General features: G+C 36.3%; 26 protein-coding genes and 1 riboswitch. Of the genes, 9 read left to right on the top strand and 17 right to left on the bottom strand.

The window, feature by feature from the left end; translation table 11 throughout:
• Position 1: 1 nt before the first annotated feature.
• The 8 genes from FW780_RS20500 to FW780_RS20465 form a co-directional block, all read right to left on the bottom strand.
• Positions 2-742: a hydroxymethylpyrimidine/phosphomethylpyrimidine kinase gene (locus FW780_RS20500; protein ID WP_149835464.1), complete on the bottom strand. Its 741-nt coding sequence runs from the start codon at positions 740-742 to the stop codon at positions 2-4.
• Positions 718-1,305, bottom strand: coding sequence for a thiamine phosphate synthase (locus FW780_RS20495; protein WP_149835463.1), 588 nt, complete (start codon positions 1,303-1,305; stop codon positions 718-720). The genes FW780_RS20500 and FW780_RS20495 overlap by 25 nt, the downstream gene beginning before the upstream one ends.
• Entirely contained in the window at positions 1,302-3,113 is a 1,812-nt protein-coding gene (gene thiC, locus FW780_RS20490; RefSeq protein WP_149835462.1) for a phosphomethylpyrimidine synthase ThiC, read from the bottom strand. Before thiC ends, FW780_RS20495 begins: the two co-directional genes overlap by 4 nt.
• Positions 3,114-3,137: 24 nt before the next feature.
• Positions 3,138-3,344, bottom strand: a complete 207-nt coding sequence (gene thiS / locus FW780_RS20485; RefSeq protein ID WP_149835461.1) for a sulfur carrier protein ThiS — start codon at positions 3,342-3,344, stop codon at positions 3,138-3,140.
• Between the two features lie 57 nt (positions 3,345-3,401).
• Positions 3,402-3,498, bottom strand: a riboswitch (TPP riboswitch).
• Between the two features lie 120 nt (positions 3,499-3,618).
• Entirely contained in the window at positions 3,619-4,296 is a 678-nt protein-coding gene (locus tag FW780_RS20480) for an RluA family pseudouridine synthase (protein ID WP_114821650.1), read from the bottom strand.
• Between the two features lie 11 nt (positions 4,297-4,307).
• The gene (locus FW780_RS20475) at positions 4,308-4,622 is read right to left on the bottom strand and encodes a hypothetical protein (protein WP_047424697.1); all 315 of its coding nucleotides are present in this window, start codon (positions 4,620-4,622) and stop codon (positions 4,308-4,310) included.
• A 3-nt stretch (positions 4,623-4,625) separates the two neighbouring features.
• Positions 4,626-5,441: a 3-methyl-2-oxobutanoate hydroxymethyltransferase gene (gene panB, locus FW780_RS20470; protein WP_034692593.1), complete on the bottom strand. Its 816-nt coding sequence runs from the start codon at positions 5,439-5,441 to the stop codon at positions 4,626-4,628.
• A 61-nt stretch (positions 5,442-5,502) separates the two neighbouring features.
• Positions 5,503-6,216, bottom strand: coding sequence for a Crp/Fnr family transcriptional regulator (locus FW780_RS20465; protein ID WP_034692595.1), 714 nt, complete (start codon positions 6,214-6,216; stop codon positions 5,503-5,505).
• A gap of 88 nt (positions 6,217-6,304) precedes the next feature.
• On the opposite strand from FW780_RS20465, the gene FW780_RS20460 reads away from it, so the two are divergent.
• The 9 genes from FW780_RS20460 to FW780_RS20420 all read left to right on the top strand — a co-directional run bounded on the left by FW780_RS20460 (position 6,305) and on the right by FW780_RS20420 (position 15,887).
• Positions 6,305-8,683: a heavy metal translocating P-type ATPase gene (locus FW780_RS20460; protein WP_149835460.1), complete on the top strand. Its 2,379-nt coding sequence runs from the start codon at positions 6,305-6,307 to the stop codon at positions 8,681-8,683.
• A gap of 109 nt (positions 8,684-8,792) precedes the next feature.
• Complete coding sequence (ccoS, locus tag FW780_RS20455) at positions 8,793-9,005, top strand: cbb3-type cytochrome oxidase assembly protein CcoS (RefSeq protein ID WP_034692599.1); 213 nt, start codon at positions 8,793-8,795, stop codon at positions 9,003-9,005.
• A 21-nt stretch (positions 9,006-9,026) separates the two neighbouring features.
• Positions 9,027-11,288 (top strand): cytochrome-c oxidase, cbb3-type subunit I, encoded by a 2,262-nt coding sequence (ccoN, locus tag FW780_RS20450; RefSeq protein ID WP_149835459.1) that lies wholly within the window; start codon positions 9,027-9,029, stop codon positions 11,286-11,288.
• Positions 11,289-11,310: 22 nt separating this feature from the next.
• Entirely contained in the window at positions 11,311-11,511 is a 201-nt protein-coding gene (locus FW780_RS20445; protein ID WP_002983870.1) for a cbb3-type cytochrome oxidase subunit 3, read from the top strand.
• Positions 11,512-11,521: 10 nt separating this feature from the next.
• On the top strand, positions 11,522-12,403 hold the full coding sequence (locus FW780_RS20440) for a cbb3-type cytochrome c oxidase N-terminal domain-containing protein (protein ID WP_149835458.1): 882 nt from the start codon (positions 11,522-11,524) through the stop codon (positions 12,401-12,403).
• A 94-nt stretch (positions 12,404-12,497) separates the two neighbouring features.
• Positions 12,498-13,952 (top strand): cytochrome c oxidase accessory protein CcoG, encoded by a 1,455-nt coding sequence (gene ccoG / locus FW780_RS20435; protein ID WP_149835457.1) that lies wholly within the window; start codon positions 12,498-12,500, stop codon positions 13,950-13,952.
• 10 nt (positions 13,953-13,962) lie between these two features.
• Complete coding sequence (locus tag FW780_RS20430; RefSeq protein WP_149835456.1) at positions 13,963-14,415, top strand: FixH family protein; 453 nt, start codon at positions 13,963-13,965, stop codon at positions 14,413-14,415.
• Positions 14,406-15,131: a sulfite exporter TauE/SafE family protein gene (locus FW780_RS20425; RefSeq protein WP_149835455.1), complete on the top strand. Its 726-nt coding sequence runs from the start codon at positions 14,406-14,408 to the stop codon at positions 15,129-15,131. Before FW780_RS20430 ends, FW780_RS20425 begins: the two co-directional genes overlap by 10 nt.
• A gap of 18 nt (positions 15,132-15,149) precedes the next feature.
• Positions 15,150-15,887 carry a hypothetical protein gene (locus FW780_RS20420; protein WP_149835454.1) on the top strand — a complete coding sequence of 246 codons (738 nt, stop codon included), beginning with the start codon at positions 15,150-15,152 and terminating at the stop codon, positions 15,885-15,887.
• A gap of 56 nt (positions 15,888-15,943) precedes the next feature.
• Here the strand turns inward: FW780_RS20420 and serS are convergent, their stop codons facing one another.
• From serS to FW780_RS20375, 9 genes are all read right to left on the bottom strand, one after another.
• Complete coding sequence (gene serS, locus FW780_RS20415; RefSeq protein WP_149835453.1) at positions 15,944-17,212, bottom strand: serine--tRNA ligase; 1,269 nt, start codon at positions 17,210-17,212, stop codon at positions 15,944-15,946.
• Positions 17,213-17,278: 66 nt separating this feature from the next.
• Positions 17,279-17,797, bottom strand: coding sequence for a hypothetical protein (locus FW780_RS20410; protein WP_149835452.1), 519 nt, complete (start codon positions 17,795-17,797; stop codon positions 17,279-17,281).
• A 38-nt stretch (positions 17,798-17,835) separates the two neighbouring features.
• The gene (gene asnB / locus FW780_RS20405) at positions 17,836-19,734 is read right to left on the bottom strand and encodes an asparagine synthase (glutamine-hydrolyzing) (RefSeq protein ID WP_149835451.1); all 1,899 of its coding nucleotides are present in this window, start codon (positions 19,732-19,734) and stop codon (positions 17,836-17,838) included.
• A 66-nt stretch (positions 19,735-19,800) separates the two neighbouring features.
• A complete protein-coding gene (locus FW780_RS20400; RefSeq protein WP_149835450.1) occupies positions 19,801-21,054 on the bottom strand; it encodes an oligosaccharide flippase family protein in 1,254 nt (417 codons plus the stop codon).
• Between the two features lie 5 nt (positions 21,055-21,059).
• Entirely contained in the window at positions 21,060-22,199 is a 1,140-nt protein-coding gene (locus FW780_RS20395; RefSeq protein WP_149835449.1) for a glycosyltransferase, read from the bottom strand.
• A 99-nt stretch (positions 22,200-22,298) separates the two neighbouring features.
• Positions 22,299-22,787: a hypothetical protein gene (locus FW780_RS20390; protein ID WP_149835448.1), complete on the bottom strand. Its 489-nt coding sequence runs from the start codon at positions 22,785-22,787 to the stop codon at positions 22,299-22,301.
• 110 nt (positions 22,788-22,897) lie between these two features.
• Positions 22,898-24,034, bottom strand: a complete 1,137-nt coding sequence (locus FW780_RS20385) for a hypothetical protein (RefSeq protein WP_149835447.1) — start codon at positions 24,032-24,034, stop codon at positions 22,898-22,900.
• Positions 24,035-24,053: 19 nt separating this feature from the next.
• Positions 24,054-24,839, bottom strand: coding sequence for a (Fe-S)-binding protein (locus FW780_RS20380; RefSeq protein WP_047381714.1), 786 nt, complete (start codon positions 24,837-24,839; stop codon positions 24,054-24,056).
• An 88-nt stretch (positions 24,840-24,927) separates the two neighbouring features.
• On the bottom strand, positions 24,928-26,265 hold the full coding sequence (locus tag FW780_RS20375) for a (Fe-S)-binding protein (protein WP_149835446.1): 1,338 nt from the start codon (positions 26,263-26,265) through the stop codon (positions 24,928-24,930).
• Positions 26,266-26,267 lie beyond the last annotated feature (2 nt).

The raw sequence follows: 26,267 nt of genomic DNA, 5'->3' as shown, positions 1-26,267 counted from the left end.
GTTATGATGAATGCGTTCCCAACAAAGAGGGATTGCTTTTTAAAAATTTTTCAATGTATAATTTCCCGTTTCGGCAAGCTGTTTCCATGTTTTCACCTCTTGCCAATTCTGCTGTAATGGCTGATGATAAAACACAGCCCGAACCATGTTTAGGAAAATATTCTTCATGATAGCGACTTGACTGTAAAAGAGTTTCTGTTTCATTTTCAACTAAAACATCCGTTCCTAAATGATCTTCTCTATGTCCTCCTTTGATCAGCAATGAGCATTTATTGGTGTCCGGCAAAAGAAGATGTTCCTTTAAAACATTGTACTCATTGTAATTGGGAGTTATTAAACTAAGTTTATTAACAGCCGTTTTTAACTGAGAAAGGGTTTCAAGATCAAAAAAAATGAATTCGGAAGTGCTTTTCAAAACAGGATCCCAAACTATTTTTACTTCAGGGTTGCTCATCTTTACCGTTTTTATAATTTCACCCAGAAATTCTGCATCCTTCACAATTCCAATTTTCACTGCTGAAACGGGATAATTTTCCATCAACACCTGAATCGCTTCAATTACTTCATCCAAAGGACGCCATTCAAGACTAAGACATTGGGAAGCTGTTTGCAATGTCAATGCTGTACAGACTCCCAGTCCCATCACTTTCAAATGTTCAAAGGTTTTACTATCTGATAACAAGCCTGCTCCACCACTCGGATCAAAGCCCGCAATACTTATGACATAAGGACGTTCCTGCATTTTTTGAATACTTTTAAAGGTTCTTCACTTTCCCAAATGGCACCTAATAAAGCGGCTCCATCAACATCTGATTCAAAAACTTCATGAATATTATCCTCATCAATTCCTCCAAGAGCAATTAGTTTTACATCCGGATTATTCCGATGGTTTATTTCTTCTTTAATGGTAGAATCTATTCCATACCCTTTTTTGGAGATACTTGGAAAGAACGGGCTTATGAAAGCATATTCCCATTCTTTGTTCAAAGTATTGTAGGTTGTGATATCATGTACTGAAGTTGAAATTATATTTTCTTTTAAAAAAGATTTATATTTTCCTTCCTCCCGATCAATTTCTCTGAAATGAAACCTTGAAATGTGATATTCGTTTCCAAGATCGTAATGAGTATGCAATACCAGCTGTGAATGAAAAACTTCATCAATTTGGCTAATCCACTCAATCATTTCATTCCTGCTGACCCATGGTTTTCGGATATGAAGCAAATCAAGTCCTTCCTGAAACATCTGATTAATGATTTCTGTTTCCTTTGGAACAATCAATTCAGGAGTGATAACGAGGATCATATATAAATTTCTTTTCCTTTTTCAATAAATTCCTGAGATTTATCAAACATTCCTTTTTCTGCAGATTCACGAATTTCCTGAGTAATTTTCATTGAGCAGAATTTTGGTCCGCACATAGAACAGAAATGAGCAATTTTTGCTCCTTCTGCCGGTAATGTTTCATCATGATAAGCTCTCGCTGTCTCAGGATCTAACGAAAGATTGAACTGGTCTTCCCATCTGAATTCAAATCTTGCTTTACTCAATGCATTATCTCTGTATTGCGCTCCCGGATGACCTTTTGCTAAATCTGCCGCATGAGCTGCCAGTTTATAGGTAATTACCCCAACTTTTACATCTTCTTTATTCGGAAGTCCTAAATGTTCTTTCGGAGTTACATAGCAAAGCATCGCACATCCGAACCACCCTATCATTGCTGCCCCAATTCCGGAAGTGATGTGATCATAACCCGGCGCAATATCTGTAGTCAAAGGGCCTAAGGTATAAAATGGAGCTTCATGGCATTCTTCAAGCTGCTTTTCCATGTTTTCTTTGATCATGTGCATCGGAACGTGTCCAGGTCCTTCAATCATTACCTGTACATTGTGCTTCCAAGCAATTTTTGTCAGTTCACCTAAAGTTTCCAGTTCTGCAAACTGAGCCGCATCATTAGCATCTGCAATGGATCCGGGACGAAGACCATCTCCAAGAGAGAAAGCAACGTCATACTTCTTCATGATCTCACAGATCTCCTCAAAATGAGTGTATAAGAAACTTTCTTTATGATGGAATAAACACCATTTTGCCATAATGGACCCTCCTCTGGATACAATTCCGGTTACTCGGTTGGCCGTTAAATGAATATATCTTAACAAAACACCTGCGTGGATCGTGAAATAGGAAACCCCTTGTTCTGCCTGTTCAATCAGGGTATCTCTGAAAATTTCCCATGTAAGATCTTCCGGAACTCCTTTTACTTTTTCCAATGCCTGATAAATGGGAACAGTACCAATAGGCACCGGACTATTTCTGATAATCCATTCTCTTGTTTCGTGAATATTTTTCCCGGTTGAAAGATCCATGATAGTATCCGCTCCCCATCGGCAAGCCCATACTGCTTTTTCTACTTCTTCTTCAATACTGGATGATACAGCACTGTTCCCGATATTGGCATTGATTTTCACAAGGAAATTCCTTCCGATAATCATCGGTTCGCTTTCAGGATGGTTGATATTATTAGGAATGATAGCTCTTCCGGCAGCAATTTCATCTCTTACAAATTCCGGAGTGATCTTGCTTTTGGGAGTATTTGCTCCAAAACTGTGTCCGGGATGCTGAAAAGCCATTTCTTTGGATACTGATTCCAGTTGTTCTATTCTTTGATTTTCCCTGATCGCCACATATTCCATTTCTGGAGTGATCATTCCCTGTTTTGCATAGTAAAGCTGGGTAAGTTCTTTTCCTTCTTGTGCAACTTTAGGCTTATGATCGTAAGAAAACCTTAGTTCATCAAGACGTGGGTCTGCTAAACGGGCTTTTCCGTATTCAGAGGTGATTCCGTCCAGGATATTCACATCATTTCTATCCAGAATCCATTGTTCTCTGATTCTTGGAAGTCCTTTCTGAATGTCAATAACCGCATTTTCATCGGTATATGGTCCCGAAGTGTCGTAGATTGTTACCGGAGCATTATGTTCAAAGCCTCCATTGGTGAGTTTGGTGGGGCTAAGCTGTATTTCACGCATTGCTACATTGATAGGGTGTACTGTTCCTTCAATATAAATTTTCTTTGAGTTCGGAAATGGCGAACATGTAATGGAGTGAGCCATAAGTATTGGTATTAAATATGAGAATTAACCGCCCTGAGTGGCAGTAATGATTAAAACTGAATCGTTATTGTTAAGGATGGTTTCCGCCCAGGCTGACAGCAGAATAATACGGTTGTTGAGGGCTACAGCAATTCCCTTTTTCTTTCCGGGTAATTCCATAGCCAGTAATGCTTCCAGATTTTCAGGAAGTATATCAAATGTTTTTCGGGTGTGGTTGATTATAAGTTCCATTCCTAATATTTTAAATATACTTTAGGAATGGCCATTATTGTACAATAGAATGTACAGCAAAAGTCATCTACTTTTCCCTACGCTGGTATGATCCAGATCAGGTTCAAAGGGTAAAGTCTCAGTCTGTTGGTAACAGACACCCCTAAAGTTTGGGACGAAGTTAGACATTTTTTTAGAATGGGCAAAATCTGAAATAGCTTTAAAGAAAAAGTCCATCTCAAAATTGAAATGGACTTTTATATTTTTCTTTGACTGCTCTAATTCTTTTACCTGATCATTCTTCACAAGCTCTCCAGATTGCATCATTCTGCGGAACGGGAGCTATGATTTCAATGTTTTCTTTGGTTACCGGATGGATAAACTCCAGTTTTCTTGCATGAAGATTGATGCCTCCATCAGGATTGGAACGAGGTGCGCCATATTTCAGGTCTCCTTTGATCGGAACTCCTGTTTTGGATAATTGCGCTCTTATCTGATGATGTCTCCCGGTTTCAAGATCAATTTCAAGAAGAAGATAATTATCTAATGTTTTGATAACATGATAAGTCAGAATCGCTTCTTTTGCCCCTTCGGTCGCTTTCGGAAAAACAATGGCTTTATTATTCTTTTCGTTTTTCTTTAAATAATGAACCAATCTTTGAGACTGTGGAATCATTTCCTTGCCCACAACTGCCCAATAGGTCTTTTTCACTTCACGGTTTTTTACCATTTGTGTCAGACGAGAAAGTGCTTTGGACGTTTTTGCATAGATTACCAGTCCTGATGTAGGGCGGTCTATACGATGAACCAAGCCGAGAAAAACATTTCCCGGCTTAGCATCTCTTATTTTTATAAAATTCTTGATAGATTCTAATAGTGATTCATCTCCGGTTTTGTCACCCTGTACAAGCTGACCCACCTTTTTATTAATCACCAGAAGATGGTTGTCTTCATATATAATCTGCTCCTTCATATTTCTTCAGTCTATCTTCTTCTATTGGATAAAGACAGGATAATTCCCGCCAGAAGTCCTACTGTTTTTACCGCAGATAGTTTTGAACCTTCCGGAATGAATGCTCCCAATACGCAGATGGCAGCGGCAGCATACATAGCGTACACAAAGTTTTTATTGGTAAGTAATGGAGCCTGAATAAAGAAGCTTGCCCCTATCAGAACATAAAAGACTTTTCTTGAAAGTAAATGATTGATTTCCGGGGAAAATAAATTGAACCATCCCACAGCAAGACAAATCAGTGCTGCGATAGACAATATTCCCTGAATAGATTGTTGATTCTGCATGGGTTAATAGCTTTCGTTTTCGTTTGGAAACTCTACACTCTTAACATCTTTTACATATTGAGCCACTGCTCCTGTAATTTCTGTATAAAGGTCAAGATACCTTCTTAAGAATTTTGGACTAAAACCTTTGTTCATTCCTACCATATCATGATATACCAAAACCTGTCCGTCACAATCTGCTCCGGCTCCGATTCCGATAGTAGGAATAGAAATGCTTTCTGTAACTTTTTTAGCCAATTCTGCAGGAATTTTTTCCAACACAATTGAGAAGCAGCCTAATTCTTCCAAAAGCTGTGCATCAGCAATCAGTTTTTCAGCTTCTGCCTCTTCTTTCGCTCTTACTTTATACGTTCCGAATTTATAGATGGACTGTGGCGTTAATCCCAAATGTCCCATTACCGGAATTCCGGCATTGATGATTTTCTTGATAGATTTGGAAATTTCTTTTCCGCCTTCAATTTTTACAGCATGCGCTCCACCTTCCTTCATCATTCTTACCGCAGACTCCAATGCTTTTTCAGGATTACTCTGATAAGTTCCGAAAGGTAAATCTGCTACCACCAAAGCTCTGTCGGTTCCTCTTACCACACTTTGAGCATGATAGATCATTTGATCCAGCGTAATAGGTAATGTAGTTTCAAAACCAGCCATTACATTCGCTGCAGAGTCTCCAATCAAAATAGCATCTACTCCGCCTGCATCTACCATCTTTGCCGTGGTAAAATCATAAGCTGTAAGCATTGTTATTTTTTCCTTGTCGAATTTCATTTTACGCAAGGTTTCAGTCGTAACTTTTTTAATTTCAGAGTGAACAGACATAATTTATCTATTTTTAAAAGTTAAAAAGTCGGCCTTGAGCCGACTTAAGTTTTTGTATGATTTATAAAACTACGTGACCGAGTTTCATGAGTTTGTCGTGATTTAATATCTTGATATTTCTTCCGTCTACTTCAATCAGACTATCCTGTTTAAATTCTGAGATCAGACGGATGGCACTTTCTGTAGCTGTACCAATGATATTGGCAATTTCTTCTCTTGTTAATGAGATCTTGATAAAACCTTCAGGATCTACTCCCAGCTTCTGTTCCAAAAGCAGCAGTATTTCTGCCAGTCTTTCTCTTACCGTTTTCTGGGCAAGGAAAGTAATGGTATTTGAAGATTCTCCTAATTCGTAAGAAATTTTCTGAAGCATTACGAAAGACAGTTGAGGATCTACTTCCAGAAGATACATGAAAATATCTGCGGGTAGGAAAACACATTCAATATCTGTCATTGCTTCTGCTTTGGCCTGGAAATTTTCCCCGCAAAGCAAAGAACGATAGCCGATGATATCCCCTTCTTTGATAAATCTTAAAATTTGATCTTTCCCGAACGCTCCTGATTTTGAAAGTTTGGCAGCCCCTTTTTCCAGAACAAAAACTCCTTTTGGAGTTTCGCCATCCTCGAAAATGGTATCATGTTTCTGAAAACTCAGTTTCTTTTTGCCATTAATGTATTTTTCAAAATCTGCGCTAGAAAGTCTTTCTTTAAATGATTTATCATTAAAAACTCTGGCGAACCTCTCTTCAATTGCTATCTGTTGTTCCTGCGGCATTTTATATGATATTTATCACAAAAATAGAACTTTTTAACGCGATAAACAAAAAAATTTGTTATAATTTTGTAGTTCAATATTTTATGGGGTGAGCGAGAACTGTTTTCATTGTGGTCAAGGGATAGAAAAAGAGAGAATTTTATTTGATGAAAAGACTTTCTGTTGTAATGGATGTAAGTCTGTTTACGAAATTCTAAATTTAAATAATTTAAGCAATTTCTATGAGCTTAATAAAGGAGCGGGAATTCGTCCGAATGATGAAAATTCTACTCAATTTGACTACCTGGATACACCGGAAATTTTTGAAAAAATCACAGATTTTTCTGAAGGAAACACAAGTCTCGTGACATTCAAAATCCCGGTAATTCACTGCTCTTCATGTATCTGGCTATTGGAAAGTCTTCATACTTTAAATACCCATATCAAATATTCGCAGGTAAACTTTACAAGAAAGACCTTACAGATCTCATTCAATCATAACGACCTGAAATTAAGCGAACTCGCTAAATTTTTAACCAATCTGGGGTATAAACCAGTTATCAGCCTTGAAACTGCTGATAAAAATGAAGATCATCTCGACAAATCTTTATTAGTAAAATTTGCCATTGCAGCCTTTGCTTTCGGTAACGGAATGTTCCTCGCCTTTCCTGAATATATTGGAGGGGAAGATTATTGGATGGAACATTATAAAGGATTGTTCAGGACTTTGATATTCCTTCTTGCGACACCCGTTGTATTCTACTCCGCTTCAGACTATTATAAATCTGCATGGTACGGTTTAAAAAATAAGATCGTCAACATTGATGTTCCAATTGTCTTAGGGATTTTTGTTCTATACGGAAGAAGCATTTATGAAGTGGTAACAGATTATGGTCCAGGATATTTCGACACCCTTTGTGGGCTTTTATTCTTCATGCTTCTCGGAAAAATTTTCCAGAAAAGGACCTACAATGCTCTTTCCTACGACAGAGATTATAAATCTTTCTATCCGATTGCTGTAACAAAAGTTGATTTCGAGGGAAAACAGGACAACATTTTACTTTCTGAAATAAAAGTAGGCGATAGAATTCTCGTTAGAAATCAGGAAATTATCCCCGTTGACGGAATTTTGATCAATGGAGAAGGAAATATTGACAACAGTTTTATTACAGGTGAAAGTGAAAGTATCAGTAAACAGCCAGGTGACAAAATTTTTGCCGGAGGAAAACAGGTTGGATCTTCTTTAGAGCTTGAAGTGATTAAAAATGTAGATCAAAGTTATTTAACTCAGCTTTGGAATAAAGAGGCATTTAAAAAACACGAAACGGGACTTGACACATTAACAAACAACGTTAGTAAGTATTTCACGTTCATTATTTTAGGTATCGCTTTAGTATCAGGAACTTATTGGTATTTTATTGATTTAAATAAGATGTTCCAGGTTATTTCAGCCATTCTGATCATTGCATGTCCTTGCGCTCTTGCGTTGTCGGCACCATTCACTTTCGGACACATTATGAGGATTTTAGGCCGAAATAAATTCTATGTAAAAGACACCTTAACGATTGAAAAAATCGCTAAATTAGATACGATTGTTTTTGACAAAACAGGAACTATTACCCACAGAAAAAAATCAAATATCAAGTACGAAGGTCCAGAGATCAGCGAATTTGATTCCCTGAATATTAAAACATTATTAAAGAACTCCAACCACCCGCTTTCAAAATCATTATATGAATTCATGGAAGTAAATGATGATTATTTCCCTGTAGAAAATTTTGTTGAAATTTCAGGAAAAGGATATGAAGCAAGAGTGAGAGGAAATCTTTATAAAATTGGGTCTGCCCGTTATAATGATCAGGAACCTAAAAACCTGGAAACAGCAGTTTATATCAGTAAAAATGGAGCATATTTAGGTAAATTCATCTTTAAAAATGAATACCGTCCAAAGCTGAGAGAACTTTTCACAAAATTAACCAGCTACAAAATATTTATCCTGAGTGGAGACAATTCCTCAGAAGAAAGCCAGCTGAAAGAACTTATTCCAAATTACAAAGGAATGGCCTTTAACCAGAATCCAGAAGATAAGCTGAATTATATTAAAAACCTTCAGGATCAGCATATGAAAGTTGCAATGCTTGGAGATGGCCTTAATGATGCAGGAGCTTTAAAACAAAGCAACGTCGGAATTGCAATTGCTGATGATACAAACAGTTTTACACCTTCCTCCGATGTAATTATGAATGGCGATAAAGTGGTTACACTGGACAATTATCTGAACGTTTGCAAAGGTTCCATCACTATTGTGAAAATGACATTTATAATCAGTTTTCTCTACAATATTGTTGGTTTAAGTTACGCTGTTACAGGGCATATGCATCCGCTCTTCGCTGCAATCATCATGCCAATCAGTTCAATCACAGTGGTTACCTTTACTACACTTTCAACCTGGATTTTAGGCCGTAAATATTTCAAAAAACAGGCTTAAAAGCCCTTATTTAGACTGATTTTAAATTAGCTGAAATCAGTATTTCGTGATGAAAGTCATTATTTTTCACTAAATTTGAACCCCGAAAATAGGTTAATTTTGTTGTCCAATGGATATTCTATATTTAATGATCCTCTGCAGTGTTTCTTTAGCTGCGATTTTCTTGGTCGTATTTATAGTGTATGCCCGAAAAGGACAGTTTGAAGATGATGAATCTCCGGCTGTCAGAATCCTTTTTGATGATGAAAAAGTCAAAGAAAATGATGAAACTGGCGACAAAAATAAGGACGAGAAAGAAATAGGAGAAAATAATAAAAATTGAGAAAAATAGTGAATAGTTGATATGGAAACACAGAAGTTTAGTTATGACAATAGTATTGTCCGTGCGTTCCTTTATGCGACCTTAGTTTTCGGTCTTATAGGGTTTACGTTCGGGCTTACGGCGGCATTAATGCTTTTCTACCCTGAATTACCTGAATTCTTTTTCGGGACGGATGACACAACCATCAAAAGTTTGGCATCAGGAAATATTCAAGGTTTAATAAACACTCATGGTGCATTTGGTTTTGGTAGAATCAGAATGCTGCACACCAACACCGTAATCTTTGCATTCGTTTGTAACATTGTTTACACGGGTATTTATTACTCATTACAGAGATTATTAAAAACAAGAATGTACAGTGACACTTTGTCTTGGTTACATTTCTGGACTTGGCAGTTTATGATCGTTGCTACGTTCGTTACATTCTTTATGGGGATCAATACCTCTAAGGAATATGCTGAACACGAGTGGCCGATCGACATATTGATCGCATTCTCATGGATCATTTTTGGTATCAATATGTTCCTGACTATTTCAAAGAGAAGAGTGAGACACCTTTATGTAGCGATTTGGTTCTACATTGGTACGTGGATTGCGGTAGCAATGCTTCACATCTTCAACAACCTTGAAGTACCTTTATCTTTCACAGGCTGGAAATCTTATTCAGCATACGCAGGGGTAAAAGATGCTATTGTACAGTGGTGGTATGGACACAATGCGGTTGCATTCGTATTGACGACTCCGGTTCTAGGTTTAATGTATTACTTCCTTCCGAAGGCTGCAGACAGACCGGTATTCTCTTATAAACTGTCTATTATTCACTTCTGGTCATTAATTTTCGTATATATCTGGGCTGGTCCTCACCACCTTCAGTATACAGCTCTTCCAGCTTGGGCTCAGGCGGTAGGAACAGGGTTCTCTATCATGCTTATTGCACCATCTTGGGGAGGAATGTTAAATGGTCTTCTTACATTAAGAGGAGCTTGGGATAAAGTAAGAGAAAATCCTATCCTTAAGTTCTTTGTAGTAGCCGTTACTTGTTATGGTATGGCAACGTTTGAAGGACCGCTTTTGGCAACTAAAAACATCAACAAAATTGGTCACTTTACAGACTGGGTTATCGGTCACGTACACTTAGGGGCTCTTGGATGGAATGGTTTCATGGCATTCGGGGTTATCTATTATTTGGTACCAATTATGTGGAGAACAAAACTTTGGTCTGTAAAATTAGCTAACTGGCACTTCTGGTTAGGTACTTTAGGAATCATTTTCTATGCAGTACCAATGTATATTTCAGGATTTACACAAGGATTAATGTGGAAGCAATTCAACCCGGACGGAACATTATTATGGAAAAACTGGTTGGATACTGTAACTGCAATTATCCCTTACTTCAAAATGAGATTCGTAGGAGGTTTATTCTATATCTCAGGTTCTATCCTAATGATCGTAAACGTAATTGCTACGGTAAGAAAAGGATCATTCCAGAAAGAAGTTCCTGCTGAAGCTCCTGCATTAGCAAACATCAGTAAGAACAGAAAAGAAGGAGAAGGTACTCACCTTTGGTTGGAAAGAACTCCGGTATTATTAGGTATTTTATCTTTCATTACTATATCTATTGGTAGTTCAATTGAAATCATCCCTACACTATCTCTTAAGAAAAGTGTACCTACGATTTCAGCGGTAAAACCTTATTCACCGCTTGAACTTGAAGGTAGAGATATTTATATCCGTGAAGGATGTAACGCTTGTCACTCTCAGATGGTAAGACCGTTCAGAGATGAGATCACAAGATTCAATGGTAAAAACGGACAATACTCCAAAGCTGGAGAATTCGTATACGACAGACCATTCCTATGGGGTTCTAAGAGAACTGGACCGGATTTACATAGAGAAGGTGGTAAAAACCCAAGTTCTTGGCACTACAAACACATGTATAACCCAAGATCTACTTCTGCAGGTTCTATCATGCCTCGTTACCCTTGGTTAATTGCTACTGACTTAGACAGAACTAAGATGGTAGATAAGATGAAGCTGATGAAGAATGTATTCGATGTACCTTATACTAAGGCTGAAATCGACTCTGCAGATAAATGGGCAAACAACCAATCAGCAAAAATTGTAAAAGATATCTTCTCTGAAGCAAATGACCTTAAGCAGGCTTATGCTAAGAGACCTCAGGGAGAATTAGAGAAAAAAGAAATTGTAGCTCTTATTTCTTATCTTCAAAGATTAGGAACAGATATCAAAACAACTGAAATCAAAACAGCAAGTAATAACTAAAAAACATTAAAAGGCTCATACTATGATTCCTCAGAACTTTAAAGATATATTATCCAATACAGAAAATGCTGGTTTCTACCAGACACTGGCTCTGATTTTCTTTATGCTGTTCTTCATCGCTTTGGTAATCTATGTTTTTAGCAGACCTAAAAAATATTACAAAGAAGAAGAAGAGGCACCTCTTGGGGATGATGAAGATGACGATTTTAATTTAAAAAATTAAACTATTTTTTATGAAACAAAGAACACCTGTTGTTATAAACATCTTAATAATAATCGGACTTTTAATAGTTTTTTATTATTTATTTGTACAGAGCTACGCGTTCCTTTCTTCACCTTACTTCTGGGGAACTGTTGTAATCGCTGGTATCCTTGCTTATATTCATGGAGCTATTGGAGACCTTATCGAGAACAACAAATTCAAGAAATTATCTCCGGAGGAGAAGGCAGCTTATTTAGCTGAAAAGAAAGTACCTTTTTTCAAAAGATTATATCAAAGTGCTTTCAAAAAGCAATCTGCTTCTGAAGAAAAAGATATCCTTATTGACCATGGTTTCGATGGAATCATGGAGCTGGATAACCAATTACCAAAATGGTGGGTAGGTTTATTCTACTTTGGGACCGCTTTTTGTATTGTATATATTGCTGCATACTCTTTCACAGACTTCGCTCACCCGTTAAGCGAATATGAAAAAGAATATAAAGAGCAGTTAGCGAGTATTGAAGAATATCAAAAATCTCAACCTCCTGTAACAATTGAAACAGCTAAGTATTCAGCTGATAACATTGCAGAAGGTAAAGAATTATTCAAAACAAACTGTGCATCTTGTCACAAAGAAGACGGTAGTGGAGGTATCGGACCAAACCTTACTGATAACTACTGGATCAACCAGCCTGAGAAAACGTTATTCAAAAACGTATTCCATATGGACTGGAATGGTTCTCCTACTAACCCTGCGATGAGAGCGTTCGGTAAAAACGGAGAAGTTTCAGGTGCAGAAATTGAGAAGATTGCAGCGTATGTATATCACATCAATCAAGAGCAACCACCAGTGACTCAGGCTCAAGGAGGAGCAGCTCCTCAAGGAACTGAAGCACATTGGGAAAAAGAATAATTTAAAAAATTAGAAACATATGAAAAAACATAATTTGTTATTAGATTAAAATAGTAACGAATTATGTTTTTTCTTTTTTAAAAACCTATTACATATGTCAGACATAGAAGAAATAGAAGTACGCGGCGGACAGGGACAGGTTCTGGACCCTGAGACTTACAGAGATTCTATAGGGACAATGGAGCAATCCGGAAAAAGAAGATGGGTATTCCCAAGAAAGCCTAAAGGGAAATATACCAACTATAGAAACATTGTAAGCTATTTATTATTAATTATTTATTTCTCATTACCATTCATCAAAATCAATGGCAATCCATTATTATTGTTCAATGTCATAGACAGAGAATTTTTCATCTTTGGACAGCCTTTCTATCCACAAGACTTTTTTATCCTCACTTTAGGTGCTATTGCATCTTTAATCTTCATTATTGTTTTTACGATTGCGTTCGGAAGAATTTTCTGCGGGTGGATTTGCCCTCAGACAATTTTTATGGAATCTATCTTCCGTAAAATAGAATATCTGATTGAAGGTGACAGAAACAAGCAGATGAAGCTGGACAGACAGGAGTGGAACAGTGAAAAGATCTGGAAAAGAAGCTTAAAATGGACTGTTTATATCATTATTTCATTGGTGATCACCCACTTTATGTTTATGTACATCGTAGGCTATGAAGAGGTATTTAAGATCATTGGTGAAGGACCATTTACACATCCTACCAATTTTATCGTAATGATTCTTCTTACTGCTGCATTCTACTTTGTATTTGCATGGTTCAGAGAGCAGGTTTGTACATTAGTATGCCCATACGGAAGACTTCAGGGGGTACTGATTGATAAAGATACGATCAACGTTTTCTATGATTTCAAAAGAGGGGAAAACAGATCAAAATGGAGAAAAGGTGAAGACCGTAAAGCTGCTGGCAAAGGAGATTGTATAGACTGCCATCAGTGTGTGGTAGTATGCCCTACAGGAATTGATATCAGAGACGGACAACAGTTGGAATGTATCAACTGTACGGCCTGTATAGATGCCTGTGATGAAGTAATGGAAAAAGTAGGACTTCCAAAAGGTTTGATCCGCTATGCATCTGAAAACGAAATTGAAAAAGAAACTCAATTTAAGTTTACAGGAAGAATGAAAGGATTTAGCATATTCTTATTCCTTCTTGTAGGATTCTTAGGATATCTACTGTACAGCCGTGGTGAAATGGAGGCTAAATTCATTAAACCTGCAGGAAGTACATTCTTTGTAAAAGAAGGTAAAATTACCAATACTTATAATTATACTTTCCTTAATAAGACCAATGACAAAAAAATCGTTACTATCAAAGTAATTGCTCCGGCACATGGTGAAATCACTTACAGTGCATCAAGCAAGATACAAGTAGACCGAGATAAAATCTCTAAAGGGACTATTAATATCAGCTTTCCTGAAGAAGAAATGAAACTTTCTAAACAGAATATTACTATTGGCGTTTACGATATGAAAGGAAAACTGATTGATTCATATCAGACTTATTTTGAAGGGCCATTCAAACTGCAATTTTAATTAGAAAAAAATGAAGAACTTTAGTTGGGGACACGGTGTTGTAATTGCATTACTTGCATTCATAGTTTTTATATTATCTATGTTATTTCTCTTTCCAAACGGACAGAAAAACTCTGAAATGGTAACGGATAATTATTATGAAGAGGAGTTGAAATATCAGGATGTCATTGATGCAAAGAAAAAAGCAGATGAATTACCGGTAAAACCTGTTTACAGCCAGGATCCTAAAGGAATTAAAATTACTTTTCCAAAAGATTATAACAACTCAAATACTACGGTAAAATTTGTTTTAAACAGAACCGACGACCAGAATTTAGATATCAAAAAATCTGTACAGCTTGATGCCAGCCAGTCTTTCATCATACCTTCACAGGTATTGAAAATGGGTAATTATACGCTAAGACTGAGTTGGACAACTGATAAAACAGACTACAGAATGGATTATGATGTGATATGGAAGTAGGACTTATTGTATCGGCTATTGCTTTAGGCTTTGCTTCCGGTTTTCATTGTATCGGAATGTGCGGTCCTATTGCCTTGTCGATGGGATTAACCAAAAAACAGGCAGCCAATTTCTATCTTCAGAACCTTACCTATCAATTCGGAAGAGTTTTTACCTATTCGTTTTTAGGTGCGCTTCTTGGGATTATTGGGCAAGGATTTGAAATGGCAGGCTTCCAGAAATATTTGACGATCACTGCAGGAATCCTGCTGATTATCATGGCTGTATTTTCCTTTGGCGGAAAAGATTTTGCATCAAAAATTCCCTTCCTGTCCAAATTTCTGTATAGTGTAAAAATGAATCTAGGAAAACTTCTTCAGAAAGCAGATTACCGATCAAGATTTTCCACAGGACTTCTTAATGGCTTTTTACCTTGCGGAATGGTTTACATGGCTCTTACGGCAAGTCTTGCCGGCGGAGGAATATGGCAGGGAGCTTTATATATGGCTTTATTTGGATTGGGAACCCTTCCATTCATGTTTGCCATTGTTTTGGCCGGAAATCTCATGAATCAGGCATTCAGGGTAAAGGTTTTGAAAGCCGTTCCAGTCATTATGATTATTCTAGGAGGATTATTCATTCTAAGAGGTCTTGAGCTGGGAATTCCTTATGTTTCTCCAAAAGCAGAAGCAATGACAATCATCAAAGATCCCAACGGGGCTGTTAACTGCCATTAATTAGTATTTAAATAAACCATGAAGAAATCCTTTGTCATATTTCTGATAAGCCTTTTTATATTACAATCCTGTAGTGTAAATTCTGAAATTATTTATCATAAAGATGCTGCTTCTACTACCATAACTGATATTGATACGAAAGAGTTTATGACAGAAATGATGGCCATGACACCAGACTCACTGAAGCAGAAAGAATTCGGAGAGATGGATAGACTGCCAACTAGCTGGACAAGTATGTACGATCTTGCCAAACAGGAAGGAAAACTAAAAACGGAAAATCCGGATTCCATCAGAATTATGAAAAAGATCTTCATGAAGTCAACCAAAGAAGATCAAAAACTGGCAGGGTTTTCTTTTAAAATGGAGCATTTTGCCCCGGAAGATTATCAGGCGCTGAAAAATTTCACAAAAACTGAAAAGCTGCCTTTTGATCAGAACATTTACAATAATTGGGATGGAAAAGCCTTAACGATCAATACAGATAATTTTAATCTTAAAAGTATTGAAGAAGCCATCAGGACAAAAAGTTCAAAGGAAGAAGCTGAAAAGATAGGCGGCATGATGATCATGTTTTTCAAAAACATAGGAACTACGATAAAATTTGAAAGTCCTATTAAATCAATTTCCGGGAAACATGACTGGCTGAAACAGATTGATGATCACTCAATAAGAATAGAATATGATCTGAAAGCCATTTATGATAAGGATATAAAACTCAAAAACGCGGATAAAAAGATCATCATCGTTACAGAATAAAACAAACCCACCGAGATCCGGTGGGTTTTTATTGTATGCTAAATTAATTGATTAATTTAGTTGATTACATCAAACCTGGCATATTCTGCGATTTTCTTAGGAAGCTTGATACCTTCCTCTGTCTGGTTGTTTTCAAGCAATGCTGCCATAATTCTTGGTAGCGCCATTGCAGATCCGTTCAGGGTGTGAACCAATTGAGATTTGCCATCTCCTTTGTAACGGCATTTCAATCTGTTCGCCTGGAATGTCTCAAAATTAGAAACGGAGCTTACTTCAAGCCACATTTCCTGTGCTGCACTCCATACCTCAAAGTCATATGTCATAGCAGACGCAAAACCAGTATCACCACCACAAAGTCTTAGTACTCTGAATGGAAGTTCAAGATCTGTAAGAATTTCTTTGATATGCTCTACCATTTCTTCTAAAACAGCATAAGAATTTTCAGGTTTTTCAATTCTTACGATTTCTACTTTTTCAAATTGGTGAAGACGGTTCAATCCTCTTACGTGAGCGCCATAGCTACCCGCTTCTCTTCTATAGCACTGAGAAAATGCCGTATTTTTGATTGGAAGATCTTTCTCGTCAAGCAATACATCACGGTAAAGATTCGTTACAGGAACTTCAGCTGTAGGAATCAAATATAATTTATCTTCGTTGATATAATACATCTGTCCTTCTTTGTCAGGCAGCTGCCCGGTTCCAAATCCGGATGCTTCATTCACAACGTGAGGAGGATTTACTTCTGTATATCCTTTTTCTACGTTTTTATCTAAGAAATACTGAACCAAAGCTCTCTGTAATCTTGCTCCTTTTCCTAAATAAACCGGAAAACCTGCTCCAGCAATTTTAACCCCTAATTCAAAATCAATAAGGTTATATTTCTTAGCCAGTTCCCAGTGAGGAATAGCTCCTTCACCAAGACCTTCTACCGGATGAGACTGGAAAATCATTTCATTATCATCAGCAGAAGCTCCGCTTTTTACCAATTCATTTGGAATGTTTGGAAGCTGGTACAGAATATTCAGTAAATCTTCTTCCTTAACTTCTAACTGGGATTTCAATTCTGAACTCGACTCTTTGTATTGTGCTGTTTTAGATTTTGCAGATTCCGCTTCTTCTTTTCTCCCCTCTTTCATCAAAAGCCCGATTTCTTTCGAAATTTTGTTGATTTCGGATAGTTGGGAATCTAGTTCAAACTGGATTCTTTTTCTTTCGTCGTCGGCAGCGATAGCCTCGTCTACCAACTCAAGATTTTTGAATTGTCTTTTCTTAAGACCTTCTAAAACGCGTTCTTTATTGTCGCGCAAAAAATTGACTTGTAACATTTTATTTAGATGTTAAATATTAGATGTTTAGCTCATAATAAGCTAACAATTGTACAAATTTAAAAATTATTTTGTGATCGTAACGGTATTTATCGAAGTTGGTGCATCAGCATCTTTTGAAAATACCTGAACTTTGTTATACAAAACTTTTGAAACCTGAAATACCGTTGGTGTGTTACGATATTGAATTTCTAAAGTATCAATTACATTATCACTTGCATTAGTACTCTTTGTATATGTAATCTGCATTTTGGAATGGTAAGAAGTTCCTGTACCTGGTTGATCTGGGCTAATAGAATCCAGTCTTCTTCTTTTTGCCCCTGCCAGATATTCCATATAAAACAGAGAATCTGTTGTCATTCTCAATGAAATACTTACCGGAGCAATATCTTTAGTTCCAAAAATATCGTTTACGGAAAAGCCGGTATAAGATCCGTTTTTTTTACTGTTCAGAAGGTCCTGACCAGCACTGTTTTTCATATAGACATTAAGTACCTGATCTATTCTCTGCAAAGAATCATCATCACTTTTACAACTTACCAATGCAAAAACCACAACAAGTATGCCCCAAAAATATTTCATCATAAATACAAAGGTAAAATATTAATCTTTAGGCTGCTTCTTTATTTTTCAAAATATTTCTGATACCACAGCTCAAAAGTAACCAGCTGCCATATTTTCACCCAGTCATACTCATGTTCCAGATGATTCCACCACTCATCAATGACTGCAGCATTGAAGAAATTTCTCTTTTTTAAACTATTAAGATTTTCAACAATGAAATCTCTTATTCTTTTTTCATTTTTAATGAAGTAATGAACCGGAAAAGAAAATCCTTTCTTAGGCATATTCAAAACTGATTCAGGAAGATGTTTTTCAGCGGTTTTACGCAGTAATGGTTTATTCTGAACTCCATTAAATCTAATATGTTCAGGCAATGAAGCTACATAATTGATCAGGCTGTTGCTAAGGTATGGATAGCGAAATTCTACACTATATTTCATCGCACTCAGATCATCCCGGAAGACATGATGGGAAGACAGGGAATATTTCATGTCATATTCAAAATATCCGGAATAGCTTTTTGATTCAGAGGCATGGTAACCGGACAAATCAGTATTAATATTTTTAAAAACGGAAGGATGTAAAAGATTTTTAACTTCCAAAGGCATCATACTGATCTGGCTTTGTCTGAAAAAATCAAACATATTATCCTGAGAGAAATAGTTTTTTACCCGTTGTGAAAATTTATCTTTTGTGAAAATAAAAGGTTTTACAAAATTAAAATTCTTCATCAGCAGCCATCTGTTTAGCTTCAGCGTATGGGAATAACCGGCAAAAAGTTCATCGGCACCATTTCCGCTTAAGACCACTTTAAAGTCTTTATCATGTGCATATTTTGCAGCATTAATCAGTACTTCAAAACTGCTGTAAGGTTCTTCAAAATGCTGAATATTTTCTTTAAGCTGTTCCAGCGCTTCATCATCACTCACTTCTTTTATTTCATGCGAAACCCCAAAATGTCTGGCAGCCAGAGATGCATTTTTTACTTCTTCATCAGAAAAAGGATAAGATATCGTGTATGTATTGATATTTGGGTTGAAAGATTTTGATTTTGAAGCAATTAACGTAGAATCTATTCCACCACTCATCATCACTGCTACAGGAACATCTGCATATAATTGTTCGGATATACTTTCAGAAAGTAATTGATCGATTTTCCTTACAGCTTCTTCTTCAGAAACATTTTTCTCAGACGGTGAAGGCAGTGTCCAGAATTTTTCTTTGGTCATTTTTTGATTCAATAAATCAATGGTCATAAAAGAAGCTGGTTCCAGCGATAAAATATCCTGAAAGCAGGTTTGCGGAGCCAATGTTGTTTGAAAAAGAAAATTGGTATAAACACCATTCCAGTTGATTTCAGGCTTTACAAATTCATTTTTCAACAGCGCTTTTATTTCTGATGCCCAAACCAATGCCTCTTCACTTTGGTAGTAAAAGAGCGGTTTCATCCCTACTCTATCTCTTGCAAGTGTAAGTTTTTTACTGGTAAGATCCACAATACAGATTGCAAACATTCCGTCCAGCTTAGCAAAGATTGAATTTCTCCACTCCTGATACCCCTTGAGGATAACTTCAGTATCGGAATTGCTTCGGAAAGAATGGCCTAAAGACTCAAGCTCTTGTCTTAATTTTTTAAAATTATAAATCTCCCCGTTAAAAGTAATAATAATCTGTTCATTCTCTGAAAGCATAGGCTGATGCCCTTTTTCGGAAAGATCGACAATGGATAGTCTGCGGAAGCCCAAGGCAATATCAGAGCTTCTTTCCTGTAAAACCGGAAACTGTTCTTTAATTTTCGGGGTAGAATCATTTCCTGAAAAAGAAATTCCGTGTTCGTTATCATACAGCCAGAATCCTTCATCATCCGGCCCGCGATGTTTGATTACCTGATTCATTTCCAGAATATTTGTAGAGGAAATACTTTTATGAAATGAATAATAACCGCTGATTCCGCACATAATATGACTTAATAGATTTGTAAAAATAGGAAAATGACTTTGTTTTCTGTATGTGAAGAGAATAAATTATTTCTTCAAAAATTTATCTTTTAAAAGCTGTAATTCTTCTTTTGAGACCATATAGTCTTTCAAACTAAAGGGAGTAGAAGCGTAAAATTTTCTGAATAAAAGGAAAGATGAAACAAAATAGGATGATGTAGTGGCAATACAAGCACCTAAAATTCCCCATTTTGGTATGGCAATGAAAGAAAATACCACCGTAACCACCAGTCCTACAATAGATTTTATATTGAGAATCTTTAAATCTCTCATTCCTGAAAAGTAATGTCCTACCATATCACTTACTGCAATAGCAAAAATTCCCGGAGATAAAAGAAGCATTATTTCTTTGGTGTCCCTGAACTCTTTTCCGAAGATCATCTCGTAAACCTGAGCGGGTATAATAATGATTCCCAGTACAAAACCTATCATCAAAATAAAAGTGAGTTTTAAAGAATCCTTGGTTTTCTCTACAGATTCTTCCCTGCTTTTACTGTTCACTACATCTGAATATAAAACCACGGCAATACTACGGGTAATCGTCCATATAGCTTCGGAAAAAGTAACTCCGATGGAGAATATTCCTACACTTGCAATACCTTCAAAATATTCAAGAAAATAAAACGAAAGTCTGTAGTTCAGAAACTGGACAAAAGCACTCAACTGAGTTTTCCAGCCGTATTCAAACATATTTCTGCCCACCTCCTTACAAAATGATATTTCAGAAATATTGCATTTTTTTATGATCTGAAAAAAGCTTGTGAGAAAAAGAAGTGCAAGGCACCCTATCTGGGCAAGAAAGTATACTGAAACATCTTTTTTCCCGAACAGATATACCAATATTCCGATAAAGATAATATGTATAAGCTGTTGTAAAACAGTATAAATATTAAACTTTCTAATATCCTGTGTTCCAATAAACAAACTGATATTTGTGGATAACAGTGAAGAAAAAACAGAGATCCCGATAAGATACAAAAGATACTCACTCTGAATAGAAGCCAAACTGAATAGAAAGGGAATTAAAAGTCCGGTTATAAGAGACCATAAATAGGCATACAATAAGACTTTTTCTATTTTAAACCTTGAGGCAAAATAAGAAGCACTGCTTCCTGAAAAGATACTGCTGAAAAAACTTACTGCTGCAGCATTGGCCACCACAATAGATATGGTTCCTTTTCCTTCGCTTCCCCACATGTTCGTAGAATAGATCACCAGTCCGAAACTCAGGATCAGAATAAGAAAACGTGAGACAAAAGTTTTAATAATAGTAAGCTGCATAGCAATTATTTATCAATAGATCTTTTCACAAAATCAATAAAAGATTTTTTTATCGTTCCCCAATTATATTTTTCTTCAAATTCTTTCCGTGCATTGAGAGCATGTAAATGATACAGCTTCGGGTTTCTTATATAATTGAGAATAATTTCGGCAATGGCTTCAGCATTCTGCGGATCTACCAGACTGCCAAATGAAAGTGTGCCCATATGTTTTCGGATTCCCTTCAAATTTGAATAGATAACCGGTTTTCCTACTCCCATAAAGTAAAACAATTTTATCGGCAATGAATGATTATTTTCAAAATTGATTTCCCTAAGGTCAAAACATATATCTGCCTCTGCAAATGCTTCTGTAAACCTCTCAAAAGTAGTAGGTTTCCTGAGTTCAATAGTATTAAAAGAATATTTCTTCAGTAATGTTGAAAAATAGAATTCATCACTTTTCTGTACCGTTGACCCGATAATCAGAATCTTTATATGAAGTTCGGGCAGTTTTTGTTGAAGCTTATCTATTGCATTAAAGAAATTTTCAATTCCTTTATCTTTAGAAATCTGACCTGTATAGCAAAGAGTAATAGTATCAGGATCAGGATCAGGCTTTTTTATATTTTTATGGATATAAACAGGATCCGGATAGTAAGGAAGAATCATCTGCTTTTTAAAGCAAAAAAAATACGCTAAAGGAAACTTTTTGGTAGTTTCACCAAAAATGAGATGAGTACTTAAAAATCCGGCATACCACTGAATAAGAGAAAACTTAACGGCCTGAAAGATTTTAGCCGGAAACTTATACCCGTCAAGCATTGACATAGAAGGATACCATTCTGTAATATCATAGATACAGCCTGCATTATGCTCTTTTACAAATTTCTTTGAAGCCACTACAGCAAGAGGTTCAGAACAGATAATGGTATCGGGCTGAAAATTGTCACAAACCTTACGAAACGTTTCCATTTTCTTTTCTATGCTTTCTTCCAGAACGGCATAGGATTCTATTTCAATCCCTTCTATAACGCCTTTATACTTTGCATATAAACTGCATATTTTTACTTCATACCCATTATCTCTAAGAGCCTTTGCCTGATGATAAAAAATACGGTCATCATTATAGCTGTGGGATGTCGTTAAAAAAAGTACTTTGGGCATTAGTCTTACTCGAATCTATGCAAATATACATTATAAAACAAAAAAGTGAGAAACAGGTTCTCACTTTATGATTATTCAGCTGTACTAGCTTAATAGCGCTTATTTTACAGAAGCCGCCCAGCTTTTTTCCAAAGGAAGAAGGAAGTGGCTCAAAAAGTCAAGGTAGGTGTTTTTTGAGAAGTCAAAAACCTGGATATCTTCTGAAAGTTCTCCGTTTCTCAATTTTGTTTTAAAGTCAATCAGTTTTAAAGTCTTCACTTCACCATTTTCTACAAAACTAGCTTTCATTCTGTCGAAAAGCCCCAATTGATATTCTTCATCAATTTCTCTCATTACCTTTCCTAAAGCATCAATGCTGCACCCCGAAGCCATTTCTTTTTCTTCATCTACACACACCACAATAAACTGATTCTTTTCAATTTTAAATGAAGAAGACAGTGGTTTTCCATGAGCGGCCCATGTAGCAAGGAAATCAAATAGCTTTTCGGTAATCGCCTTTGCTTCTTTAGTTTCAAAAGGTCTTGAAGCCGGATATATAATGACTCTGTAGTCGTTGGTTTCTACAATATTAGATTCTTCGATTTTCATAATGTAAGTATTTATTTTTCAAGGAACTGTGTAATCACTTTCAGTTCTAATTACTGAACAGAATATTATTGTAATTGTGATTTCAAATCCTTATCAATTTAAAGACAAAATTACGCAATTTTCTCGAGTTTGAGATCATTGTATTTTTTACTCAGTACGTAGAGCATCATAATGAAAAGCGGAAAAATAAACGGAAAGAAAAACCTCAATGCTGCTGACTGCGGAAAGAAAAAGAATTTGATATACACATTCACAAGGAAAAGTACTGAAATCATTCTTACCCATGCATCTTTGGAACGCCAAAAAATTACTGCGATCATAATGGCTACAGAGAAAGTCACTTTTTTAAAATAAATGATCTTGATATAAATAATACTCAGATAATCTTTTAAGCTTACTTCGATGGGATGCGTGGAAATAATAGGTCTTCTGTCTATAAAAGTATCGTAAAAAACATCTTTCCAGCCGGGATAATGGTAAAATTTAATGATTGCCAGATACATCACTAAAAGTACTGTACCCTGCGCAATAAGGGACACATCAATCTTCTTTTCTCTAAAATAATAAAAGAAGAAAACAGCAATAATATACGTCAGGGTAAATGTAATATAATCCGGGCGTATAAAAGTGATTGCAAACAGAAGCACAAACATCCCCCATTTGCTCCATTTTTTAATTAACCCAATGATAAAGATGAGAATAAACTGAAAGATGAACATATCCGGTGTGGAAACTCTGGACATATACGTCATTGGCGGCAAAAGCATAGCAGCAACCGTGAGCCCTATTGCAAGCCAGTATTTCTTCGGAAAGAGGAGTTTTAAAATATAAAATAATAATAATCCCGAAAAAAAGTAAGAAATAAGACTGGTAAACAGAACGGCCATTGGAGAGGAAAGTCCCAGCTTATAAAAAAGAGTTATTACAAGAATATACCCTACTTTGATTTGAAAATAGGGTAATTGTTCTGTAAAAGATTGTGTATTTTTCACGAAATACTGCCTTGGAATATCCCACTGCTTTATTCCGATGATGTCTGTATAATGTTCTGCAGGAGCTTCTTTTTTTATTTCATCATAAGTGATGATTCTAACTTTATCTGGGGAATTGGGGAACTCAGACGTGTACATACACCCCAAATAACCCGGCATATCCCAGTCATATACTCTGTTTTGGTAATTCCAGAATGTAAGTACAGCAAGTATCGAAATGATAAACAAAAAGGAGAGTCTCCATTCTACCTTCATAACCTGTATAAGATTACAATTATAAATCTTCTGCTTCAGCAAGAAGTTCAACGATATCTTTTACGGCAACTTCAGTATTTTTGTTAAAGTGTTTTACACCATCCGTCATCATGGTATTACAGAAAGGGCATCCCGTAGCAATTACCTTTGGTTCAAAAGATAAAGCTTCTTCTGTTCTTTCAATATTGATGTCTTTTTTTCCTTTTTCAGGCTCTTTAAACATCTGTGCGCCTCCTGCTCCACAACAAAGTCCGTTGGTCTTGCAACGCTTCATTTCTACAAGCTCTGCATCCAGTTTCTCAAGCAGCATTCTTGGAGCTTCATATTCGTCATTGGCACGTCCCAGATAACAAGGATCATGGAAAGTGATTTTTTTCCCTTTGAATGCTCCTCCTTCTATTTTCAGTCTTCCTTCTTCCATTAAGGTTTTAAGGAACTGAGTATGGTGTACTACATCAAAGTGTCCGCCTAAGCTTGGATATTCATTTTTCAAAGTATTGAAACAGTGTGGGCAGGCCGTTACAATTTTCTTTACTTCGTAAGCATTCAGCACTTCAATATTCGTAAGGGCCATCATCTGGAAAACGAATTCGTTTCCTGCTCTTTTTGCAGGGTCTCCGGTACAGCTTTCTTCCTGTCCCAAAACGGCAAATTCTACTCCTATTTTATTTAATATTTTGCAAAATGCTTTTGTAATTTTTTTAGCACGGTCATCAAAGCTTCCCGCACATCCAACCCAAAATAAAACTTCCGGGGCTTTTCCTTCGGCAGCATATTCTGCCATTGTTTTTATATTGAAATCCATTTCTTTTTCAATTTGAAAATGTGAGAATTTGGAAATTTGAAATGATGTAGAATGGTATCAATTTCAAATTTTCAAATTGATTAATTATCTAGTTTTCCGATGCCCAGTTCAGACGGTCTGCCTGATTATACTGCCAAGGGGCTGCATTGTTTTCCACATTGGTCATCATCAGATTCAGTTCCTGTGGAGCAGCAGACTGTTCCATCACCAGGAATCTTCTCATTTCAAAAATAATGGAAAGTGGATCAAGCAATACCGGACAAGCATCTGTACATGCGTTACATGTTGTACAAGCCCAAAGTTCTTCTTTTGTGATATAATCGTTCAGCAGTTTTTTACCGTCATCAACAAATTTTCCATTTTTATCAATGTTTCTTCCTACCTCTTCAAGTCTGTCTCTTGTCTTCATCAGGATCAGTCTCGGAGAAAGTTTTTTACCGGTAATATTAGCCGGACAAACGGAAGTACAGCGTCCACATTCTGTACATGAATAAGCATTAAGCAGCTGTACCTGATTCAGGTCAAAGATATCTTCAGCACCAAATTTAGAAGGGACATCAGCTTCAGCACCTTCAGCCGGTGCAGCATAAGGATCTGCATTAGGGTCCATCATTAATTTGATCTCCTTTGTTACAGAATCAAGATTATTGAATTTTCCTTTTTTATCAAGATTTGCATACCATGTACTTGGAAATGCAAGGATAATATGGAGGTGTTTTGAGTAATAAAGATAGTTCATGAAGAAAAGAATTCCTACAAAATGGAACCACCATGCTCCTTTTTCTGTGAACATCAAAAATCCGCTATCAAAATTGAATATTTCAAGAAACGGGACAAATGTCATTTCACTAATCGGAAAGCTTCCATGTTCAGGAAAAACACCTCTCGCCTGTAAAATAAAATCTGAAGCATTCATCATAAAGAAAGCCATCATCAAAGCGAATTCAATGATCAAAATCCAGTTTGCATCATTTTTCGGCCATCCGAAAAGTTCTTTCATTGTCAATCTTTTCACTCCGTAAAAATTTCTACGAATAAAGAAAATGACAACCCCTATCACTACCAAAAGTGCTAAAACTTCTAATGTTGCAGTGAAGAAATTATAAAATGTATGTCCTAAAATGCTTGATAAGAAACGATGTGTTCCAAATATTCCATCAACAACGATTTCTATTAATTCAATATTAATAATCACAAAACCTACATAAACAAAGAGGTGTAAAACTCCTGCAACAGGGCGTGCCGTCATTTTACTCTGTCCCATTGCTACACGAGCCATAGTTTCCCAACGTTCTCCTTTTCTGTCGTTTCTATTGATTTCATGACCCAACCTGATATTTCTATAAATCTTTTGAAGGCTTTTGGCAAACAAACCAAATCCGGCCACTAATAAAATCAGGAAAATAATGTTATCGATGTACTGCATAA

It is taken from the genome of Chryseobacterium sediminis, assembly GCF_008386505.1.
GTDB classification, from domain to species: Bacteria; Bacteroidota; Bacteroidia; order Flavobacteriales; family Weeksellaceae; genus Chryseobacterium; species Chryseobacterium sediminis.
Note: the sequence above shows the minus strand (reverse complement) of the source record. Positions and strands in the feature narration are given on the sequence as shown.

Coding starts and splice junctions, on each gene's coding strand:
- FW780_RS20500 (WP_149835464.1), bottom strand. CDS start 742: ATGCAGGAACGTCCTTATGTCATAAGTATTGCGGGCTTTGATCCGAGT.
- FW780_RS20495 (WP_149835463.1), bottom strand. CDS start 1,305: ATGATCCTCGTTATCACTCCTGAATTGATTGTTCCAAAGGAAACAGAA.
- thiC (WP_149835462.1), bottom strand. CDS start 3,113: ATGGCTCACTCCATTACATGTTCGCCATTTCCGAACTCAAAGAAAATT.
- thiS (WP_149835461.1), bottom strand. CDS start 3,344: ATGGAACTTATAATCAACCACACCCGAAAAACATTTGATATACTTCCT.
- FW780_RS20480 (WP_114821650.1), bottom strand. CDS start 4,296: ATGAAGGAGCAGATTATATATGAAGACAACCATCTTCTGGTGATTAAT.
- FW780_RS20475 (WP_047424697.1), bottom strand. CDS start 4,622: ATGCAGAATCAACAATCTATTCAGGGAATATTGTCTATCGCAGCACTG.
- panB (WP_034692593.1), bottom strand. CDS start 5,441: ATGTCTGTTCACTCTGAAATTAAAAAAGTTACGACTGAAACCTTGCGT.
- FW780_RS20465 (WP_034692595.1), bottom strand. CDS start 6,216: ATGCCGCAGGAACAACAGATAGCAATTGAAGAGAGGTTCGCCAGAGTT.
- ccoS (WP_034692599.1), top strand. CDS start 8,793: ATGGATATTCTATATTTAATGATCCTCTGCAGTGTTTCTTTAGCTGCG.
- ccoN (WP_149835459.1), top strand. CDS start 9,027: ATGGAAACACAGAAGTTTAGTTATGACAATAGTATTGTCCGTGCGTTC.
- FW780_RS20445 (WP_002983870.1), top strand. CDS start 11,311: ATGATTCCTCAGAACTTTAAAGATATATTATCCAATACAGAAAATGCT.
- FW780_RS20440 (WP_149835458.1), top strand. CDS start 11,522: ATGAAACAAAGAACACCTGTTGTTATAAACATCTTAATAATAATCGGA.
- ccoG (WP_149835457.1), top strand. CDS start 12,498: ATGTCAGACATAGAAGAAATAGAAGTACGCGGCGGACAGGGACAGGTT.
- FW780_RS20430 (WP_149835456.1), top strand. CDS start 13,963: ATGAAGAACTTTAGTTGGGGACACGGTGTTGTAATTGCATTACTTGCA.
- FW780_RS20425 (WP_149835455.1), top strand. CDS start 14,406: ATGGAAGTAGGACTTATTGTATCGGCTATTGCTTTAGGCTTTGCTTCC.
- FW780_RS20420 (WP_149835454.1), top strand. CDS start 15,150: ATGAAGAAATCCTTTGTCATATTTCTGATAAGCCTTTTTATATTACAA.
- serS (WP_149835453.1), bottom strand. CDS start 17,212: ATGTTACAAGTCAATTTTTTGCGCGACAATAAAGAACGCGTTTTAGAA.
- FW780_RS20410 (WP_149835452.1), bottom strand. CDS start 17,797: ATGATGAAATATTTTTGGGGCATACTTGTTGTGGTTTTTGCATTGGTA.
- asnB (WP_149835451.1), bottom strand. CDS start 19,734: ATGTGCGGAATCAGCGGTTATTATTCATTTCATAAAAGTATTTCCTCT.
- FW780_RS20400 (WP_149835450.1), bottom strand. CDS start 21,054: ATGCAGCTTACTATTATTAAAACTTTTGTCTCACGTTTTCTTATTCTG.
- FW780_RS20395 (WP_149835449.1), bottom strand. CDS start 22,199: ATGCCCAAAGTACTTTTTTTAACGACATCCCACAGCTATAATGATGAC.
- FW780_RS20390 (WP_149835448.1), bottom strand. CDS start 22,787: ATGAAAATCGAAGAATCTAATATTGTAGAAACCAACGACTACAGAGTC.
- FW780_RS20385 (WP_149835447.1), bottom strand. CDS start 24,034: ATGAAGGTAGAATGGAGACTCTCCTTTTTGTTTATCATTTCGATACTT.
- FW780_RS20380 (WP_047381714.1), bottom strand. CDS start 24,839: ATGGATTTCAATATAAAAACAATGGCAGAATATGCTGCCGAAGGAAAA.
- FW780_RS20375 (WP_149835446.1), bottom strand. CDS start 26,265: ATGCAGTACATCGATAACATTATTTTCCTGATTTTATTAGTGGCCGGA.